Origin of the sequence: Streptomyces sp. NPDC048825, from assembly GCF_043198355.1 — a bacterium.
GTDB classification, from domain to species: Bacteria; Actinomycetota; Actinomycetes; order Streptomycetales; family Streptomycetaceae; genus Streptomyces; species Streptomyces xiangluensis.
Genome location: NZ_JBICUR010000009.1, coordinates 190768 through 209470, shown reverse-complemented (window position 1 = coordinate 209470; position 18703 = coordinate 190768). Strand labels below are relative to the sequence as shown.

Below are 18703 nucleotides of genomic sequence, written 5' to 3'. Positions count from 1 at the left end.
GGCTGAGTTCCCCACCCTCGCCCCGGCTCTCCTGATGAAGTCCGGTGCGGCATGACGCGCCCCCGAGGAGGGCGCGGGGCTGCGACCAGCCCCACCGGCCCGTGGGGTCATCACTGTGCTTCCAGCGGAGCGCTTACGCGCGAGCCAGTTCCGCCGCGCCGAACGAGACGTTGAACCGGTCGCACCAGATGCTCACGCTTGTGTACGCGGCGGGGTCGGTGTCGGCCGGCAGGACGTAGTTCTGGTCGCCCTTGTTCCCCTTGAGCTTGCCGAGGCTGACGTACTTCCCGTCGTCGAAGACACCCCAGCCTGCCTTGCCCTCCTTGACCGGCGCGTCGGTCAGCCATACCCGCAGATCCGGGCCGTTGCTGGTGTCGAGGTTCTCCAGCCGCAGTACGTGGGAGCCGTCGGCCAGCCGCAGCACGGTCGCCGTACCGGACGTCGTGTGCTCGTGGCTGATCAGGTCACCGCGCGCCAGCGCCCGGGGCCCGGCCGGCTCGGGTGGCGTGGAGGCGGCCTTCGAGGGTTCGTCCGCCGGGGCTTCGCCCGCGGGATCTTCGGCCGCGGGCGTCTGTGTGGCGGCGGCAGCCGGCAGGGACTCCTGCACGGTCTCGTCCTGCCACAGCTTCCACGGCTGGAACCAGTACAGCCCCGCCCCGACCACGACGACCGCCACCACCACGAACCCCGCGATCACCGGCCCGCTCAACACCCTGCGCACGCGCCTCACCCTGCCCTCCACCAGCCCAGAACTTCTCGCCCTCATTCAATCCGACCGACGCCGGCACAACACCGATCAAGAGATGACGGAAGGCTTACGGCTGCGCTTGCTGACGCCTTCCAGCAGGAGGAGTCTCGAAGGGAGAGGCCGTTCGCGGCCCGCTCCCCCGCGCGGCCCCGGCCTTCGAAGACAGTCCACCAGGAGGTTCACCATGGGCACTGCCGCAGCCCCCGGCTTCGACACCGAAACTCTGCGCCGGGCCATCGAAGGCCAGAGCGCGGACGCACTCCTGTCGCTGTACGCCGACGACGCCGAGCTCCGCGTCGTCGACCGCAACACCCAGCCCAGCCACCCGAAGGTCATGCACGGTCGCGACCAGATCAGCGAGATGCTCAGCGACGTCTACAGCCGCGACATGACCCACAAGGTCGAACAGTGCATCGTCCAGGGCGACCACCTCGCGTACACGGAGTCGTGCCAGTACCCCGACGGCGTCAAGGTCCTCGCCAGCTCGATGGTGGAGCTGCGCAACGGGAAGATCGTCGACCAGACCCTGCTCCAGGAATGGGACGACGAGGGCTAGCAAGCACCCCACCGAGGGCCCGGGTCACTTCTCGTCCGACCCGGGCTCTCGCCATCCCACCGGCTGCAGTACCCCCAGTAGCATCTGCACGAGTTCGTCGACGACCTCGTCGAGCGTCGCGTCGACCCAGCCCGAACTCCAGTCGTGCAGCAGACCGTTGACGCTGCCGATGAAGGCCGCGGCGGCGACCCGGTAGTCGCGGGACGCCGCCTCGCCGCGTTCGGCGGCGGCCTCGGCCTCGGCGCAGATGAAGTCGATCCAGCGGGAGCGGCGGGCCAGCCGCTGCCGTTCGAGACGGGGACTGACGCCGATGATCTCGACGAAGGCGATACGCAGGCGCCGCGGATCGCCCGTGACATCGGCGGCGTAGGCACGGAAGGCCGCGGTGACGCGCTCATCGATCGGCCGGCCGTCCGCCTCGGCGAGCCCGGCCAGGGTGGCTTCCTCGGCCCAGTCGTTGACCTGGAGGTGCAGGGCGGCGAGTAGGTCCTCCAAGTTCCGGAATTCCTCGTAGAACTGACGTGTCGAAAGCCCGGCGGCCTCGCTCAGGGCGGCGACGGTCGTGGCGCGGTAGCCGGGGCTGTCGCCGAAGAGCTGGAGCGCGGCGTCCAGAAAGCGCCGACGCCGCTCGGCCTGCCGCTCCTGGGCGGACTTGCCGCCATAACGGCCGGTCGGCGCTTTGAGCCTGCCCGTCACTGGGGCCTCCCCGATCTCACATGTCACATAGGTGACCAATTTTGTCGCCTTCGACGTCTTGTGTAGAGCGCCATCGACTCCTTACTTTCCAGTAAGTAACTCTGAACGCCCGTGTATTCAGACTCACCCTCCCGCACACCTTGTCATGCGCCCAACATTCAGGAGAAGTCATGACTGCCTTCAAAGCCCGGCACGTCGGCTCCCTAGCAGCCGCCCTCGCCCTGACCGTCGCCGGGTCGGCGGCGGCCACGGCCGAGGCTCAGGACGCCTTCAAAGGCAGCAAGAACGCCGCCGCGGACCTGCGCGAGGTGATGTTCGTCGGCAACAACTGGGACGGCACCGCCGACGTCATCAAGCCCGGCGGCGACCTCGCGAAGATCGGCCGGATCAACGTCATCCCGGACAAGGAGGAGCGGATCGCGGAGATCAACGCGGACCCGATCAAGTGGATCTACTTCACGGCCATCCGCAACGGCGTCGGTGAGGGCCACGACCAGTACGTCGACGACATGTACTCCACGCCGGACGGCTCGGCCATGGTGGTCTCCCGGCCCAGCTTCGCCGATGTCGTGTCGATCGACCTGGCCACCGGGAAGATCAACTGGCGCTTCCCCGTGTCCGGTTACCGTTCCGACCACATGGCCGTCTCCCCCGACGGCAAGCGGGTCGCCGTGTCGGCCTCGATCTCCAACACCGTGCACGTCCTGGACATCGCCACCGGCAAGCAGCTCGGTTCGTTCAAGACCGGAGACAAGCCGCACGAGAACGTCTTCACCGAGGACGGCAAGCACTTGTGGAACATGTCGATCGGGGACGTGAACACCGCAACCGACGCCCCGTGGCTGGACTGGACGAAGGGCGACCGCAAGATCACCGTCGTCGACGCGAACACGTACGAGCAGGTCAAGGTCATCGACATGCGTGAGCGGCTCGACGCCTTCGGCCGCAAGGACCTGTCCGACGCCGTACGTCCCGTCGCCTTCACCCCGGACGAGTCGAAGCTCTACTTCCAGGTGTCCTTCTTCAACGGCTTCGTCGAGTACGACGTCGCGAGCGACAAGATCACCCGGGTGAAGACCCTCCCGAAGAACCCGGCGACCAGTGAGGACCGTACGACCTGGGTCAACGACTCGCGCCACCACGGCATGTCGATGAGCCCCGCCGGCGACAAGCTGTGCATCGCCGGGACGATGGACGACTACGCGACCGTCGTCGACCGCTCCTCCCTCCAAGAGGGCCCGCTCGTCACCGCCTCGAAGCCCTACTGGGCCACCGTCAGCGGTGACGGCAAGTCCTGCGTCATCTCCGAGAGCGGCTCCGACCGGGTCACCGCCATCGACTTCGCCACGGGGAGGAAGACGGCGTCGGTGGAGGTCGGCGACCACCCTCAGCGCGTACGCCTGGCCAAGGTCCCGGCGGACTGGACGGGCCCGTCCGCGTAAGCGCTCCGCTGGTCAGGCAGTTCGAAGCTGCGGGTCCGTCGTGGCTGGTCGCGCAGTTCCCCGCGCCCCTAAGAGGCCTGCGGCCTCTCTAGGGGCGCGGTACCGCAACGGACCTCAGCAGACCTGTTTAACCGGCCTTCGACGCGGCCCAGTTGGCCAGCTCCGTCCGCGCGGCACTCAGCAGCTCCGCGGACGGAGCCGTCGCGCCATTGGTGACCAGGGCGTAGTGCGTGCCCGAGCCGGGTGCGGTCAGGAGCAGTCGACGGCTGCCCGTCCCGCCCGGCTCGTTCGCGACCGCGATCGGGGTGGTCTTCGTGTACGAGGGCGGGGCCGCCGTCGTACCGAGGTCCGAGACCACCGAGGTGGAGGACGTCGGGAAGGACGCGGGCAGGTGCAGTTCGGTGGGGGCCGAGCTGCCGTCGGAGCGCCACACGTGGAGGGCGTACTGGCCCGAGCCCACGAGTTCCTTCACACGCGGGAGCGAGTCCGGCACCGGGTTCCAGGTCAGGGTCGTGGAGCCGTCACGGGAGCGGTCCTCGTACGTGAACGCGACAGTGCTGCCCGCGGTGGCGCTCGGATAGACCCGGTCGAGGAGCCGGGCGTCCTGGCGCAGCACGGCCTTGCCGGAGTCGTCGAGGCGTACGGCGGACAGGTCCTCGTCGTTCCAGGCGTCGCCGTGGGTGAGCACCTTGTCGGGGTTGCCGTTCATCAGCTCCTTGTGGCGGCCGTTGTAGATGTCCCACTGCCACTGCGAACCGGAGAGCACCGGTCCGGACTCTGCGGGCTTGGACCACCAACTGGCGCCCGGCAGACGGGAGTCGAGGGCCTGGTACATGCCCTTGAGGACGGTCGGGGCCTTGTCGGAGACGAGCCCTGCCAGCGGATGGCCGAACTCGCTGATGATCCCCGCCGTGCCGGCCGCGGCGGCACGGTCACGCACCACCCCGAAGTCGGTGCTGTACTGACCGTCACCCGCCTTGCCCGGCATGAAGATGCCCGAGATCGCCTTCTGGTCGTAGAAGTGGGTGTTGAAGGCGTAGTCCGGGCCGATCTTGCCTGCGTCGAGGAGGCCGCCCTCCTGCTTCTGGAAGTCGAGGTTGGCGTTCCAGAAGAGGTTCGGCTCCACGAAGGCGGGCTTGTCCTGCCAGCCGGCCGCGTCCATCCGGGCGCGGAACTTCTCATAGAACGGCCACAGCACGTCCTTCTCCCAGGCGCGGCTGCTCTGCCCGGAGTCATAGGTGCCCGCGTGCGGCTCGTTGTACGGGTCGAAGCCGATGACGCCCGCGAACTGGGCGTCGGTCAGGTTCTGTTCGACGTACGCCATCGTCTTCTGGGCGGTCGTGAGGAAGGCGTCCTGGAGCCCGTACTTGTTGTGCCAGAAGTCGTGGGTCGCCTGTGTCACGGCCTTGTTCTGGGTGATGTTCTGGCCCCAGAAGGGACAGATCCCGCAGTACTCGTCCGGGTAGTTCCCGGCGTCGACGGCCCACTTGGGGGCTCCGTCGCCGGTGTACCAGCTGTCCGGGTCGAAGAGGTGGCGCGAGTAGAGGTCCTGGTGGAAGTCCGGATACACACGGATCCCCGCGTCGAGGAAGGCACGCATCTGGCCGGTGGCGGCGGCGAGATACTCGGCGCTGACCTTGCCGCGTTCGGGTTCGGCGTACGCCCAGGAGAGCAGGAAGCGGACCGAGTTGCCGCCGCCCAGTGCCCGGAGCGCGGTCGCGGACTTCTTGGCGTCGGCGACCGAGGCGAAGGGCAGGCCGTTGTTCTCCGCCAGTTTCGTCTCGCCGGAGACGTTGTAGCCGCGGAGCACCACCTCGCGGCCGAGGCCGTCGGTGAAGCGGCCGTTCTTGACCGTGAGGGTGGCCGCGGCGGGTCCGTCGAACCAGAGGTCGTCGGGGAGAGCGGTGGCGCGCTGAGCGCCCGCCGTGGTCAGCAGGCCGGTGAGCAGCAGGAACACACCGAGCACAGGCATACGCAATCGGAACATGTCCGTCATCTTTGACATGTTCATTACGTTCGCAATGCTCAGCGGCCCCGTCAACACCCCTGACTCCAGAGTAAGTACCCAATTTACTCGGGAGTAAGTGACCTTTCCCTCAAGGGGAGTTCGCTTTCACCCACCGACACGTCGCGTCACGTTGAGTAGGTACTCCTTCCGGTCCAGAGGGTTGTGATCGGTCCGCTCCCGCTCGGGGAGCACGCCTCGGGCGACCGGTGCGTAGTGGTCGAAGACGGTCTCCAGCTCGCCCTCGCCTCGGGTCAACGCCGGGAGCTGCTGCTCCAGTTGGTGTACCCGGGCGGCCGGGATCCGGCCCTCGAGCACGGACGCCGAGCCCCGCGCCTGAGTCGTCTGCGGTACGGCGCGCAGCTTCGCCAGGACGGGCAGCACCGCGCCCAGCGTGTCCGCCGGGGCCTGAAGCCGGAAGGCGTGCATCGGCTCGTGCACCAGGGTGCCCGCCTGCCGCAGCGCGTCCATCAGCACCAGCGGCGTCAGTCCGCGGAAGTCCGCACCCGTGCTCGACATGCTCTTGTCGAAGCCCTGGTGCGCATGGCTCTGCCGCGGTGAATAGCCGGAGTGCGTCATGGTGACCGTGCAGTCGGTGACCTGCCAGCCGTGCGGTCCCTGGCCGAGCGTCTCCCGCACGGTGTCCTCGACGGCCTTGAAGAAGGCGTACGGCATCGACCCCAGCTCGACCTCCAGCCGGAATTCCACCCCGGAGCCGACCGGCGCCGGATCGACGCGCAGTCCGACGGTCGCGAGAAACGGATTCGGCTCCTTGCCGTTGAACTCGACGGCCGCACCGGTGCCGACCAGCCGCTCGATGCACAGGGGCGTCGTCTCGCGGAAGCCGACGTCGAGGCCGAACTCCTCGGCCAGCGTGGCCTGGATGACCTCCTTCTGCACCTCTCCGTACAGGGACACCGAGATCTCCTGCCGGATCTCGTCCTGCCGCAGGTTGATCAGCGGGTCCTGCTCGGCGAGTTGGGTCAGCGCGAGATGCAGAGCGCCCTTGTCGGCCTTGTCGCGGGGCACGACGACGGTTTCCAGGGTCGGTGGTGAGAAGTAGTGCTCGTCCGGCCCTTTCCGCGGTACGCCGAGGGTGTCGCCGATACGGATGCCGGTCAGCCCCCAGAGCCTGCCGATCCGCCCTGCGGGCACCTGATCGCCCCGCGGGTCCGAGCCCCGGTCGAAGACGGTGATGCCGGTGACCTTCCCGTCCTCGCCGTCGCCGAAGGTCACGCGGTCGCGGGTGCGCAGCGTGCCCGAGAACATCCGCACGTACGCGATCTTCTCCCCCGCCGGTCCGCGCTCGACCTTGAAGACGGTGCCCGAGACCGGACCGTCAGCGTCTCCCTCGGCCGAGGGCAGCAACTTCCGGATCCCGCCGACGAGTTCATCGACACCCGCGCCCGTGACGGCCGAGCCGAAGAACACCGGGTGCACCAGTGACTGCCCGGCCTGCGCGGCGAGTTCGGTGCGCAGCCGGTCCTGCGAAACGGTCGCCTCGTCGTCGACGTACGCGGCCAGCAGTGCGTCGTCGTGCTCGGCGAGCAGTTCGAGCAGGCCTGGCGGGAAGCCGTCGTGCGGGGCGAAGTGGGCGTCCCTGCTGCCCAGTTCGCGGACCTCGCCCATCGGGACGATCGCCGGGGTGAGCCGCGTGGAGATGCTCTCCAGCAGGTCCGTGCAACGCGCTCCGGCACGGTCGATCTTGTTCACGAAGATCAGCGTCGGAATGCGCAGCCGTTGCAGCGTCCGCATGAGGACACGGGTCTGCGCCTGTACGCCTTCCACGGCCGAGATCACCAGGACCGCGCCGTCGAGCACACTCAGTACCCGTTCGACCTCGGCGATGAAGTCGGGGTGGCCGGGGGTGTCGAGCAGGTTGACCGTCACGTCGTCGATCGCGAAGGAGACGACGGCGGACTTGATCGTGATGCCGCGCTGCCGCTCCAGCGCGAGTGTGTCCGTCTGTGTACTGCCGTCGTCGACGCTGCCGATCTCGTCGATGACCCCGACGGTGTGCAGGAGCCGCTCGGTCAGGCTCGTCTTACCGGCGTCTACGTGCGCGAGAATTCCCAAGTTCAGCGAGTGCACCTGGCGTCATGTCCTTTGGAGTGAGGGGGATTCCTTCCTGGGTGGACATGAACGCTGCTCGCATCGCTGCTCCTTGATCTTCCTGACGGATCTTCCTGACGGCTTGTCCCCCGTAGTGCAGCAGGCGGCCGCGAGCGGCTGCAACGGATTAACGCTCAACAAGGCCTGCCGCGTACCTCGGGGGCACGGGGGCGGATCGCAGGACCTTGCCCGCGGCTCCCCCCGCCACGGCTGCGGATGGTCGTACTGGACACCGCCTCTCCCCGTACACCTGTGGCGGCTCAGGCGCCGTCGCGGGAGTCGGCGATGAGCGCTTCGCGATGACGGGGCGGCAGCCGGTGCAGCGTCACGTCGGTCAGCCGGCCGCCGTCCACGAGCGCGGTCATGTACGTGCAGTGCGGCTGGCGTCGGCGGTCGGTGGGTGAGCCGGGGTTGAGCAGGCGCAGGCCGGTGGGTGCCGTGGTGTCCCAGGGGATGTGGCTGTGGCCGAAGACGAGGACGTCGAGGTCGGGGAAGCGGGCTGAGCAGCGGCGTTCGCGGCCCGCAGCGGCGCCGGTTTCGTGGACGACGCCGAGACGCAGGCCGTCCAGTTCGGCGCGGGCCACTTCGGGCAGGCGCGCCCTGAGCTCGGGGCCGTCGTTGTTGCCGTGCACGCCGATCAGCCGCCGCGACCGGCTTTCCAGCAGGTCGAGGGTGGCCACGTCCACCCAGTCGCCTGCGTGGATCACGACATCGGCGCGCGGGAGTTCGGCGAGGAGCGGTGCCGGGAGCTCCTTGGCGCGCTTGGGAAGGTGGGTGTCGGACATCAACAGGAGGCGGAACACGCCTGAAAGCCTAGGGCGGATCACGGCGGCGCACCGCTCAGCTCAGGGCGATCTCGCACCAGACCTGCTTGCCGCCGCTGACCGGGACCGTTCCCCAGGCTGCCGACAGGGCCTCGACCAGGAGGATGCCCCGTCCGCCGGTGGCCTCCCAGCCGATGCTGGTGGGCTTGATGGGTGTGCGGGGTGAGATGTCGGCGACCGCTACGCGGAAGCGGTTGTTGATGAGGGTGAGGTCGAGGCGGACCTGGCCGTCGGTGTGGACGAGGGCGTTGGTGACCAGTTCGGAGACGACCAGGAGGATGGCGTCGGTCTGCTCGGTGACGCCCCAGGCGCGCAGGGTGCGCTTGGTGAAGCGGCGGGCGTGGCCGACGGCCTGGGGTACGCGCCACACCGTCCAGGACTCGCGCTCGGGGCGCAGCGCCATGCCGTCGTAGCGCATGAGCAGCAGGGCGACGTCGTCGGAGCGGTTGGCGTACGTGAGCAGGGCGTCGGCGACGAGACCGAGGTGGGCGGGGTCGGAGGCCGCCATCTGGTCGGCCATGCGGCGCAGGCCGTCCTCGAGGTCGAGTTCGGCGGACTCGACGAGACCGTCCGTGGTCAGTGCCACCAGCGCGCCGGGCCGTAGCGGTATCTCGGTCATCGGGAATTCGGCCTGGGTGACGACGCCGAGCGGGGGTCCGCCCTCTGTGGTCACGATCTCGGTGGTGCCGTCCGGGTGGCGCAGGACCGGGGGCAGATGTCCGGCCCGTACGCACCAGGCCGTGCCCTCCTCCAGGTCGACGTCGACGTAGGCGCAGGTGGCGAAGAGGTCGGTCTCCATGTCCATGAGCAGCCGGTTGGCGTGCGAGACCACCACGTCCGGGGGGTGTCCTTCGACGGCGTAGGCGCGCAGGGCGGTGCGCATCTGGCCCATGAGGGTCGCGGCTCCGGCGTTGTGCCCCTGGACGTCGCCGATGACGAGGGCGACATGGTTGTCGGGCAGCGGGATCACGTCGTACCAGTCGCCGCCGACCTCCAGGCCCGCGGTGGTGGGCAGGTAGCGGGCGACGGCGACCGCGCCGGGCAGGGTGGGCAGCCGGCGCGGGAGCAGGGTGCGCTGAAGCGTGCCGACGAGTTCGTGTTCGGCGTCGAAGGCGTGGGCGCGCATCAGGGCCTGACCCGCGAGCCCGGCGGAGGCGGTGAGCAGGGCGCGCTCGTCGGGGCCGAAGTCGTGCGGGGTGTCCCAGCCGATCAGGCAGGCTCCTGCCATGCGTCCGCCGGCCGGCAGCGGCAGGACGGCGAGGCCGCCGGGTCCGACGTCGGCGAGCGCGGGTTCCAGCGGTGTCCCGGCGGGCCAGATCGCGGCGCGGCCCTCGCGCAGGGCGGCGGCCAGGGTCGGCATGGTGCGTACGGGCGCGTCGGGCCACTCCGAGCGCCATTCGCTGCGCCACAGCTCGGGCCAGGCCTCCGGTTCGGGCGGGTCCAGGACGGTGACGACGAGCCGGTCGCCCTCCAGTTCGGCCAGCGCGATCCGGTCGGCCAGCAGGGGCTGGCGCAGGGCGGTGACGACGGCCTGGCTGACGTCGCGGACGGTGCCCGCAGTGGCGAGGGCGGCGGCGAGGCGCTGGACGCGGGCCACCTCGTTGACGCCGGACCGCAGTTTCGAGGCGTCCGTGACCGTGCCCACGAGCCGGTCCGGTTGCCCGTCGGCGGCGGGCAGCAGATGTCCGCGCAGCCTGAGCCACTTCTGTTCCCCGGTGGGCCGGCGGATCCGGAACTCCAGCTCACGCTCGCCGATGGACATGTGGTCCGCCTCGACCACGGACATCAGCGAAGGCAGATCTTCCGGCACCGTCATGCCCAGCAGCGTCTCGACCTTGCCGTCGAAATCCTCGCGCCCGATGCCGAACAGCTCCAGCGTCTCGTCGTCGACCTCGACGCGCCCGGTGTCCATGGCCAGGCTGAACGAGCTGGGGGGGAGCAGGTCCTCGGCCGTCAGGGCGTCCTCGGGCGCGGGCCGGACCGGCTCCGGGCAGACCATGGCCTCGGCGAGAAGCCCGAGACAGTGCCGGTCCTCGGTGTCGAAGCCGCCGGGGCTGTCGGTCACGGCGATCAGACAGCCGCCGCCATGCGGGCCGGGCGGCAGCGGCAGGGCGGCCAGCGAGAAGTCCCCCACGGACGTCCGCCGGGTGTCGGGGCTGACGGCGAATTCCTCGGGGCCGAACCACAGCGGCTGTCCCAGGCGGTACGACTCCGCCGCGGGCGAGCCGCCGGTCAGCGGATAGCTGTCGCGCAACTCGTACAAGGATCTCGGTACGCCCGCCGACTCGAGCAGGGTGAGCCGGTCGTCCCTGGGTGCGTACACGGCGGCGACGACCCCGCCGCTGAAGACCAGGACCAGCTCGATGACGCTGCGTAGCCGCTCACGCGAACCGGGCTCCGCGTGAAGGGTCTTGAGGGCAAGTTCGGCACGCAGCGTTCGTGTTCTGCGTCCCGCACCACCGTCACTGACCACGTCCGCAATTACAGCGCGTCCGGGTCGCATGCGCAGCCCCTACGGCGGTACGTGACCGGCGGTCACTGTGGGTGCTCCCTGTGCGGGAACCCCGTACAAGAGGGAGCCTTGACCCTGGGCTGCTTCATGTCTGCCGTGGGAGGAGGTGGTCGGCGTGTCCGATCAAACGTCCGACCAGACGTCCGGGCGGCAGTCGGAGCGCCGTGCGGCGCCGGTCGGCCGGCCGCTGCTGTCGCTGACGCTGGCCGCGATCATGGACGATGTCGGCGCGCACTCCGGCGCGGTCTATCTGCTGGCGCCGGGTGAGCAGGTCCTGGAGATGGCCGTGATGGCCGGTCTGCCGCGGGCCTTCGCGGCGCCCTGGGAGCGGGTGGGGCTGAGCGCGCCGGTCCCGGTGGCGAAGGCGGTGCGCGACCGGCGGCTCGTCTGGGTCGGCGGCGAGGAGGACATGGCCCGCGACTATCCGCGGATCGCCGTGGTCCTGCCCTATCCGTTCGCGCTGGCCGCGGTGCCGGTGGCGACCGAGCGAGCCGTGTACGGGGCGATCTTCGTGACCTGGCCGGGCACGCGTCCGGCGGAACTGTCCGACCGTGAGCGTGACCATCTCACCGCGGCCTGCGGCCGGCTCGCGCTGCGCCTTGAGCGGGCCGCCGAGGAGGGCCACCCGGTGCGCCCCGAGCCCGACCTGCTCGCCCCGGCGTCGGCGGCGACCGTGGCGGGGACGCTCGGCGCGGTGGAGGCCGTGCGAATGGTGGCGCGGCTGCCGTACGGGCTGTGCGCGCTCGATCTGCACGGCCGGATCAGCTTCGCCAACGCGTCGGCGGGTGAGCTGCTCGGCCTGCCGGTCAGCGCGCTGCTGGGTTCACATCTGTGGGCGTGCGTGCCGTGGCTGAACGATCCGCTCTTCGAGGACCGCTACCGTGCCGCGCTGCTGGGCCAGCAGGTGACGTCGTTCGTGGCGCTGCGACCGCCTGCCGACTGGCTGTCGTTCCGGCTGTATCCCAGTACGAACGGGCTGAGCCTCAGGATCTCCCGGGCACGGTCGGCGGAGGCGACCGGCCGCACCGGGCAGCGGCCAGGGGACGGCGGCTCGCGTCTCGTCACCATGTCGCACGTCCTGAACCTGTCCGGCGCGCTCACCAAGGCGGTGGGTGTGCAGGACGTGGTGCAGCTGGTCGCGGACGAGATCGCGCCCGCCGTCGGCAGCCAGGCGCTGGTTCTCCTCGGCTCCCAGGGCGGCCGACTGCACGTGCTCGGTCACCGTGGCTATCCGGACCCGCACGCCGTGGAGCGGTTCGACGGGATGTCGCTCACCGCGCAGTCGCCGGGGGTGCACGCGCTGTCCAGTGGGGTGCCCGCGTTCTTCGAGTCCCGCCGGCAGATGGAGCGGCTCTATCCGGAGCAGTCCCCGACACAAGACGGCATGGCGGCCTGGGCGTATCTGCCGCTGATCGCGTCGGGCCGTCCGGTGGGCACCTGTGTCCTCGCGTACGCCGAGCCGCATCATTTCCCCGCCGACGAGCGTGCCGTGCTGACCAGCATGAGCGGGCTGATCGCGCAGGCGCTGGAGCGGGCGCGGCTGTACGACGTGAAGCACCAGCTGGCGCACGGTCTGCAGGCGGCCCTGCTGCCGCCCTCGCTGCCGTCGCTGCCCGGTATCGAGGCGGCCGCCCGGTATCTGCCCGCCACCCGTGGCATGGAGATCGGCGGTGACTTCTACGACCTGGCGCCGACGCCCGGCGGGGCCGTGGCGGTGATCGGGGACGTGCAGGGTCACAACGTCACGGCAGCCGGGCTGATGGGACAGATCCGGACCGCCGTACGCGCGTACACGACCGTCGGCCAGCCGCCCGAGGAGGTCATGAGCAGCACCAACCGGCTGCTGATGGACCTGGGCAGCGAGCTCTTCGCGAGCTGTGTGTATCTGCGTCTGGACCCGGCGCACGGCCAGGCCGTGATGGCCCGGGCCGGGCATCCGCCGCCCCTGCTGAGAAGGCCCGACGGGCAGGTGCGGGTGCTCGATCTGGCCGGCGGGCCGCTGCTCGGGATCGACGCGGCGGCCACGTATCCGACGACTCAGGTGTCGCTCGCGCCCGGGTCCGTACTCGCCCTCTACACCGACGGGCTGATCGAGTCCCCCGGTGCCGACATCGAGGAGGCGCTGGCCCGTCTCGCGGGGCGGCTCACCGAGATCGGCGACCAGCCGCTGGAGGAGCTGGCCGACGCGCTCGTACGGCACAGCGGGACGGAGCTGGAGCGGGTCGACGACGTGGCGCTGCTGCTTCTGCGCTCGCTTGAGACCGGTGATTGACCTGCGGGTCGGTGGGGGCTGGTCGCGCAGTTCCCCGCGCCCCTTGCGGGGCGCGGTACCGCAACCGGACTTCACAAGGCCGCCCAGCCCTCCTCACGCATGCGCGGGGCGGTCCGGCCCTCCCGCCGGAGAGCCGGACCGCCCCACTACGGCCGCTGTCACGTGCGGCCGAAATCTGCTGTGCGTCAGCCGGTCAGGCCCGCGATCAGACCGGCTTCTTCGTCGGCATCCGCTTCTTCACCGGCACCGACTTCCTCACCTGCACCGGCCTCTTCACCAGCGCCCGCTTCTTCACCTGCGCCGGCCTCTTCACCAGCGCCCGCTTCTTCACCTGCGCCGGCCTCTTCACCAGCGCCCGCTCCACCGGCACCGGCTTCCTCACCAGCACCGGCATCGCCACCGGCTCCGCCGTCGCCGATCGTCGCGCCGACCGCCTCCAGGGCGGTGGTGACCGGCTGGAAGAAGGTCTCGCCGCCGACGGTGCAGTCGCCGCTGCCGCCGGAGGTCAGGCCGACCGCACTGTTCTCGTTGAACAGCGAGCCGCCGCTGTCACCGGGCTCGGCGCAGACGTCGGTCTGGATCAGACCGGTGACCGTGCCCTCCGCGTAGTTCACAGTGGCGTTGAGGGCGGTGACCGTGCCCGAGTCCTGGCCGGTGGTGCTGCCCATCCGGGTGACCGGCATACCGACCTCGGCCTCGGCGGCCTGCGCGATGTCGACCTGCTCGCCGCCGAGGTTCACCGTGCTGGGCGCCTCGGTCGCCGGGTCGTCGTAGTTGACGAGCCCGAAGTCGCCCTCACCGGGGAATGTGGCCGTCTGAGCATCGACCGTGCCGATCGGCGCGCCACCCTCCTCCTCCGACCACTCGGCGGCCGCGACAGCACAGTGACCGGCGGTCAGGAACGCGGGGTTGCCCTCGGCGTTGGTGACGTTGAAGCCGAGCGAGCAACGCGAACCACCACCGAAGATGGCGTCGCCGCCCGCGGCGAACGTCTTGAACTCACCGGCGGTCTTCTTGACGGACGCCATGTCCGAGCCGAGCGACTTGACCGTCGACTCCACCTGGTCCCAGTTCGAGCCCGTGACCGTGCTGTCGGCGGTGACCTGGATCTTGTTGGTCCTCGGGTCGACGGACCAGGCCGTACCGGGGATGGTCGCCTCGGACTTCAAGGTCTGCTCGGCGGCCTTGAGTTCGGACATGCTGTTGTCGACTTCGCGGACGACCGCGCCCGCCTGCTCGGCCCCGACGACGACGTTGTTGTTGTCGCCCACGACGTTGATGATGAGCTGCTGCTTGTCCTCGTCGTAGTACGAGCCGGCGAACGCCTCACCGAGCAGCGCCTCCAGCTCCGAGGACAGGTCGGACGCCTGCGCGGCATTGACCGTCTTCGGGGCCGCGGCGGCGTCGGTTCCTTCGTCCTGGGACGCCATCGCGTTGGGCAGTATCAGTGCCGCCGCTCCGAGCGCCGCCACGCTGCCCGCTGCTATTACGGCCTTGCGCTTTGGTGTTCGCTTGTGACTCAACTTCTTGACCTCCTGTGGGGACGGGGTCCGCGCTGCCGCTAGGCAGCTGATGGCGGCGCCTGGATGCCGACTGGTACGGATGCTGCGCGTGGGGTGTTCAACTCCCTTGGCGAACTTCCTCGTTCACTCGCCCTCCGCTACCGCGAAGTAACAGCGCGTTCGCCCCAGAGACCGGAATCCCGGCTTCAGGAAATCTGCACACCGATTACGCAGCCGGGTCACGGCCGATGGCGAATCTGCACAGCGGTCCGGCGGCTGCCGCCTCATTGGTTCGGGAGTGTCTGTTTCGCCAGTACGCCCGCAAGGCCCTCGGAGGGATCACACCGGGGATCGTGTGAAGAAGTCGCCACTGAGCCGTGCGCAGGTGTGCACGGTTGGGCTTCCGTCGGCCGCAAATGCCCTGATCACATGGGCCGTTGATTGGAAGCGCGGCGCGGCAGCGTGCTTTGATCCATCGCACCGCAGGGTCACCCCACGGTCCCCGGCGACGGGTGCCTGAGCCTTGCGGACGCGGCCGACCATCTGTCCCCCAGAGGGGGCCGCTCCCCCCTTGTGAATATCAATAGGAAGGGAAGTTCCCACATGAACTCCACCCCCCAGGTCGAGACCGTCGAGATCTCGGACGCCGACCTCGACACCGTCTCCGGCGGCCTGTCCGTCAACGCCCTGGGCACCGCCACCAGCGCGCTGGACTCCGTTGCCCCGGTCTCGGGCATCGTTGACACCGCCGTCGGCACCGTCGAGGGTGCGACCGGCCTCAACACGGCCCCGGTCACCAGCCTGGTCGCCGGTCTCTGATCGCATCAGTGTGCCGTGAGTCCCGGAACCGTTCGCCGGTTCCGGGGCTTCCGGATGCCGTGAACCAGTCGGCCGTACGGCATCCGTTCATCAAGCCCGTACGGACCGATCCCATACGTCCTGTCGTCCGCAGGTGAGGGAAAGTTCTCCGTGCAGTTCCGCCAACAGGCCCTCGCCAAGCTCCAGTCACCGGAGGAGCTCGACCTTCCGGTGCGCTTCGCCCGCCCGCAGGGCTGGCTCGTGCTGTCCGTGACGGTCGTCGTGATGGCCGCCGCCTCCGTCTGGGCCGTCACGGGATCCGTCGCCTCCACGGTGACCGCTCCCGCCATCCTCACGCACGGGCAGGGCAGTTACGTTCTGCAGAGCCCGGTCTCCGGCCAGGTCACCGCGGTCCTCGCCAAGCAGGGCGAGCGGATCGGCGCCGACGCCCCCGTACTCAAGGTCCGTACGGCGAAGGGCGAGACGGTCGTGCGCACCGTCGCCGCCGGCCGGGTCAACGCCCTCGCCGCCACGATGGGCGCCATCATCCAGACCGGCGCGAACGTCGCCTCCGTGGAGAAGGTCGCAGGCGCCAAAGACCCGTTGTTCGCGACGGTGTACGTGCCCGCCGAGAACGCCGCCACGATTCCCGACGACGCGGCCGTGGACCTCACCGTCCAGTCGGTGCCCACCCAGGAGTACGGCGTGCTGCGCGGCCAGGTGAAGAAGGTCGACCGGAACGCCCAGACGCCGCAGCAGATCACCGCTTTCCTCGGCGACAGCCAACTGGCCGAGCAGTTCACCAAGGACGGCCGGCCGGTGGCGGTACTCGTCCGCCTCGACCGTTCGTCCGGCACGAAGTCCGGCTACAAGTGGTCGTCCACGGAGGGCCCGCCGTTCCGGCTCGACTCCATGACCATGGCCTCCGGCTCGATCCGGATGGCCGACGAGCATCCGATCGATTGGCTGCTGCCGTGACCGCCCCCCAGGAAACCGGAACCGGCACCGATCGGTCCGAACTTCCGCCGCCCGTACGGGGACGACGCCGCGCCGCGCCGCCGAAGCGCACCGTACCCAAGGGCCGCCGCAAGACGGTCCGCACGCCCACGGTCCTCCAGATGGAGGCCGTGGAGTGCGGCGCCGCCTCCCTCGCCATGGTGCTCGGCCACTACGGGCGGCACATCCCGCTCGAAGAACTGCGCATCGCCTGCGGTGTCTCGCGGGACGGCTCGCGGGCCAGCAACCTGCTGAAGGCGGCGCGCAGTTACGGCCTCACCGCCAAGGGCATGCAGATGGACACGGCGGCGCTCGCCGAGGTGCGCGCCCCGGCGATCCTCTTCTGGGAGTTCAACCACTACGTCGTCTACGACGGCATGGGGCGCCGCTTCGGCCGGCGCGGAGTGCACATCAACGACCCCGGCAAGGGCCGCCGTTTCATCCCGATGGAGGACTTCGACACCAGCTTCACCGGTGTGGTCCTGGTCATGGAGCCGGGTCCTGACTTCGAGAAGGGCGGACGCAAACCGGGCGTCCTGGGCGCCATGCCGGCCCGGCTGCGCGGGACTTCGGGCACCATGCCCGCCGCAGTGCTGGCGAGTCTGCTGCTGGTGGCAGTCGGGGCCGCGGTCCCCGCGCTCAGCCGTACATACATCGACATGTTCCTGATCGGCGGGCAGACCTCGCTGCTCACCGTGCTGTTCGCCTCGATGGGCGCGACCGTGCTGCTCACGGTCGTGCTGACCTGGCTGCAGCAGGCGAACCTGCTGCGCGGGCGCATCATCTCCTCGACGCTGAGCAGCGCGAAGTTCCTGCGGCATCTGCTGCGGCTGCCCGTCACGTTCTTCTCCCAGCGCAGTCCGGCCGACCTGGTGCAGCGGCTCCAGTCGAACGACGCGGTGGCCGAGACGCTGGCCCGGGATCTGGCGGCGGCGGGCGTGGACGCGGTCGTGGTGGTGCTGTACGCGGTCCTGCTCTACACCTACGACCCGCAGCTCACAGCCGTGGGCATCGGGGTCGCGCTGCTCAACCTGGTGGCGATGCGGGTGGTGATCCGGCTGCGGGCGACGCGTACCGCCAAGCTGCGCGCGGACAGCGCACGGCTCACCAACACGGCGTACACCGGGCTGCAGTTGATCGAGACGATGAAAGCGACCGGCGGTGAGGACGGCTACTTCCGCAAATGGGCCGGGCAGCACGCCACCACGCTCGAGGAGCAGCAGCGGCTCGGTGTGCCGAGCGCCTGGCTGGGTGTGGTCGCGCCGACGCTGGCGACGCTCAACAGCGCGCTGATCCTGTGGATCGGCGGAATGCGGGCCGTGGAGGGCCACATCTCCGTCGGTCTGCTCGTGGCGTTCCAGGCGCTGGTGACCCGCTTCACCGCGCCGATCACCCGCCTCAACGGCGTCGCGGGCCGCATCCAGGACTTCGCCGCCGACGTGGCCCGTCTCAAGGACGTCGAGAACTTCGCGGCGGACCCCCTCTACTCACGCCCGGGCGCGGGCGAAAGTACCCGCCGGCTGCACGGTCATGTGGAGCTGGAGAACATCACGTTCGGCTACAGCCCGCTCGACAAGCCGCTGCTGTCCGGCTTCTCGCTGACGGTCGGGCCGGGGCAGCAGGTGGCGCTCGTCGGCGGTTCCGGCAGCGGCAAGTCGACCGTGTCCAGGCTGATTTCGGGTCTCTACGCTCCCTGGGACGGCGTGATCCGGATCGACGGACAGCGGCTGGAGGACATCCCCCGCGGCGCGCTCGCGGCCTCCGTGTCCTTCGTCGACCAGGACGTCTTCCTCTTCGAGGGCACGGTCCGCGACAACATCGCGCTGTGGGACCCCTCGGTCCCGGACGACGCCGTGGTCGCGGCGCTCCAGGACGCGGCGGTGTACGACGTCGTGATGCGCCGCCCCGGTGGTATCCACAGCAAGGTCGAGCAGGACGGCCGTAACTTCTCCGGCGGCCAGCGCCAACGGCTGGAGATCGCACGGGCGTTGGTGCGCAGGCCCAGCATCCTCGTCCTCGACGAGGTGACGAGCGCCCTGGACGCGGAGACCGAGCAGATCGTGATGGACAACCTGCGCAAGCGCGGCTGCGCCTGCGTGGTGATCGCACACCGGCTCAGCACCGTGCGCGACAGCGACGAGATCGTGGTCCTCCAGCACGGCACGATCGTGGAACGCGGGCGTCACGACGCCCTGGTGGCGGCCGGCGGCCCGTACGCCGAGCTGGTCAGGGAGCGCTGA

13 protein-coding genes are annotated in these 18703 nt (G+C 69.8%); 6 read left to right on the top strand and 7 right to left on the bottom strand.

Translation table 11 applies throughout. From position 1 onward, the window contains the following. Positions 1-133: 133 nt before the first annotated feature. Positions 134-730, bottom strand: a complete 597-nt coding sequence (locus ACGFNK_RS22910; protein WP_393418578.1) for a DM13 domain-containing protein — start codon at positions 728-730, stop codon at positions 134-136. Between the two features lie 202 nt (positions 731-932). Between ACGFNK_RS22910 and ACGFNK_RS22905 the strand changes: the two genes are divergently transcribed. Beyond that, complete coding sequence (locus ACGFNK_RS22905) at positions 933-1304, top strand: nuclear transport factor 2 family protein (protein WP_386342846.1); 372 nt, start codon at positions 933-935, stop codon at positions 1302-1304. Positions 1305-1328: 24 nt separating this feature from the next. Here the strand turns inward: ACGFNK_RS22905 and ACGFNK_RS22900 are convergent, their stop codons facing one another. Beyond that, a complete protein-coding gene (locus tag ACGFNK_RS22900; protein ID WP_393418576.1) occupies positions 1329-2000 on the bottom strand; it encodes a TetR/AcrR family transcriptional regulator in 672 nt (223 codons plus the stop codon). Between the two features lie 170 nt (positions 2001-2170). Between ACGFNK_RS22900 and ACGFNK_RS22895 the strand changes: the two genes are divergently transcribed. Beyond that, complete coding sequence (locus ACGFNK_RS22895) at positions 2171-3442, top strand: YncE family protein (RefSeq protein WP_393418574.1); 1272 nt, start codon at positions 2171-2173, stop codon at positions 3440-3442. A gap of 127 nt (positions 3443-3569) precedes the next feature. Here the strand turns inward: ACGFNK_RS22895 and ACGFNK_RS22890 are convergent, their stop codons facing one another. From ACGFNK_RS22890 to ACGFNK_RS22875, 4 genes are all read right to left on the bottom strand, one after another. Then, positions 3570-5429, bottom strand: coding sequence for an endoglycosylceramidase (locus ACGFNK_RS22890; protein ID WP_393418860.1), 1860 nt, complete (start codon positions 5427-5429; stop codon positions 3570-3572). Between the two features lie 126 nt (positions 5430-5555). After that, on the bottom strand, positions 5556-7538 hold the full coding sequence (locus tag ACGFNK_RS22885; protein WP_393418572.1) for a GTP-binding protein: 1983 nt from the start codon (positions 7536-7538) through the stop codon (positions 5556-5558). A 281-nt stretch (positions 7539-7819) separates the two neighbouring features. Next, on the bottom strand, positions 7820-8362 hold the full coding sequence (locus tag ACGFNK_RS22880; RefSeq protein ID WP_393418570.1) for a metallophosphoesterase family protein: 543 nt from the start codon (positions 8360-8362) through the stop codon (positions 7820-7822). A 37-nt stretch (positions 8363-8399) separates the two neighbouring features. Next, positions 8400-10886, bottom strand: coding sequence for a SpoIIE family protein phosphatase (locus ACGFNK_RS22875; RefSeq protein ID WP_393418568.1), 2487 nt, complete (start codon positions 10884-10886; stop codon positions 8400-8402). 115 nt (positions 10887-11001) lie between these two features. Here ACGFNK_RS22875 and ACGFNK_RS22870 point away from each other — a divergent pair, with 115 nt between their 5' ends. Next, positions 11002-13167: a SpoIIE family protein phosphatase gene (locus ACGFNK_RS22870; protein WP_393418566.1), complete on the top strand. Its 2166-nt coding sequence runs from the start codon at positions 11002-11004 to the stop codon at positions 13165-13167. A gap of 185 nt (positions 13168-13352) precedes the next feature. On the opposite strand, the gene ACGFNK_RS22865 is transcribed toward ACGFNK_RS22870, so the two are convergent. Continuing rightward, positions 13353-14690: a S1 family peptidase gene (locus tag ACGFNK_RS22865; protein ID WP_393418564.1), complete on the bottom strand. Its 1338-nt coding sequence runs from the start codon at positions 14688-14690 to the stop codon at positions 13353-13355. Between the two features lie 582 nt (positions 14691-15272). Between ACGFNK_RS22865 and ACGFNK_RS22860 the strand changes: the two genes are divergently transcribed. From ACGFNK_RS22860 to ACGFNK_RS22850, 3 genes are all read left to right on the top strand, one after another. Beyond that, positions 15273-15488, top strand: a complete 216-nt coding sequence (locus tag ACGFNK_RS22860) for a type A2 lantipeptide (protein WP_386342860.1) — start codon at positions 15273-15275, stop codon at positions 15486-15488. A 150-nt stretch (positions 15489-15638) separates the two neighbouring features. Then, entirely contained in the window at positions 15639-16445 is an 807-nt protein-coding gene (locus tag ACGFNK_RS22855; protein ID WP_386342861.1) for an HlyD family efflux transporter periplasmic adaptor subunit, read from the top strand. Continuing rightward, positions 16442-18703 carry an NHLP family bacteriocin export ABC transporter peptidase/permease/ATPase subunit gene (locus tag ACGFNK_RS22850; protein ID WP_393418562.1) on the top strand — a complete coding sequence of 754 codons (2262 nt, stop codon included), beginning with the start codon at positions 16442-16444 and terminating at the stop codon, positions 18701-18703. Before ACGFNK_RS22855 ends, ACGFNK_RS22850 begins: the two co-directional genes overlap by 4 nt.

Bases quoted from the DNA above. Each gene is read 5' to 3' on its own strand.
- ACGFNK_RS22905 (WP_386342846.1), top strand. From the start codon at position 933: ATGGGCACTGCCGCAGCCCCCGGCTTCGACACCGAAACTCTGCGCCGG.
- ACGFNK_RS22890 (WP_393418860.1), bottom strand. From the start codon at position 5,429: ATGTTCCGATTGCGTATGCCTGTGCTCGGTGTGTTCCTGCTGCTCACC.
- ACGFNK_RS22895 (WP_393418574.1), top strand. From the start codon at position 2,171: ATGACTGCCTTCAAAGCCCGGCACGTCGGCTCCCTAGCAGCCGCCCTC.
- ACGFNK_RS22875 (WP_393418568.1), bottom strand. From the start codon at position 10,886: ATGCGACCCGGACGCGCTGTAATTGCGGACGTGGTCAGTGACGGTGGT.
- ACGFNK_RS22860 (WP_386342860.1), top strand. From the start codon at position 15,273: ATGAACTCCACCCCCCAGGTCGAGACCGTCGAGATCTCGGACGCCGAC.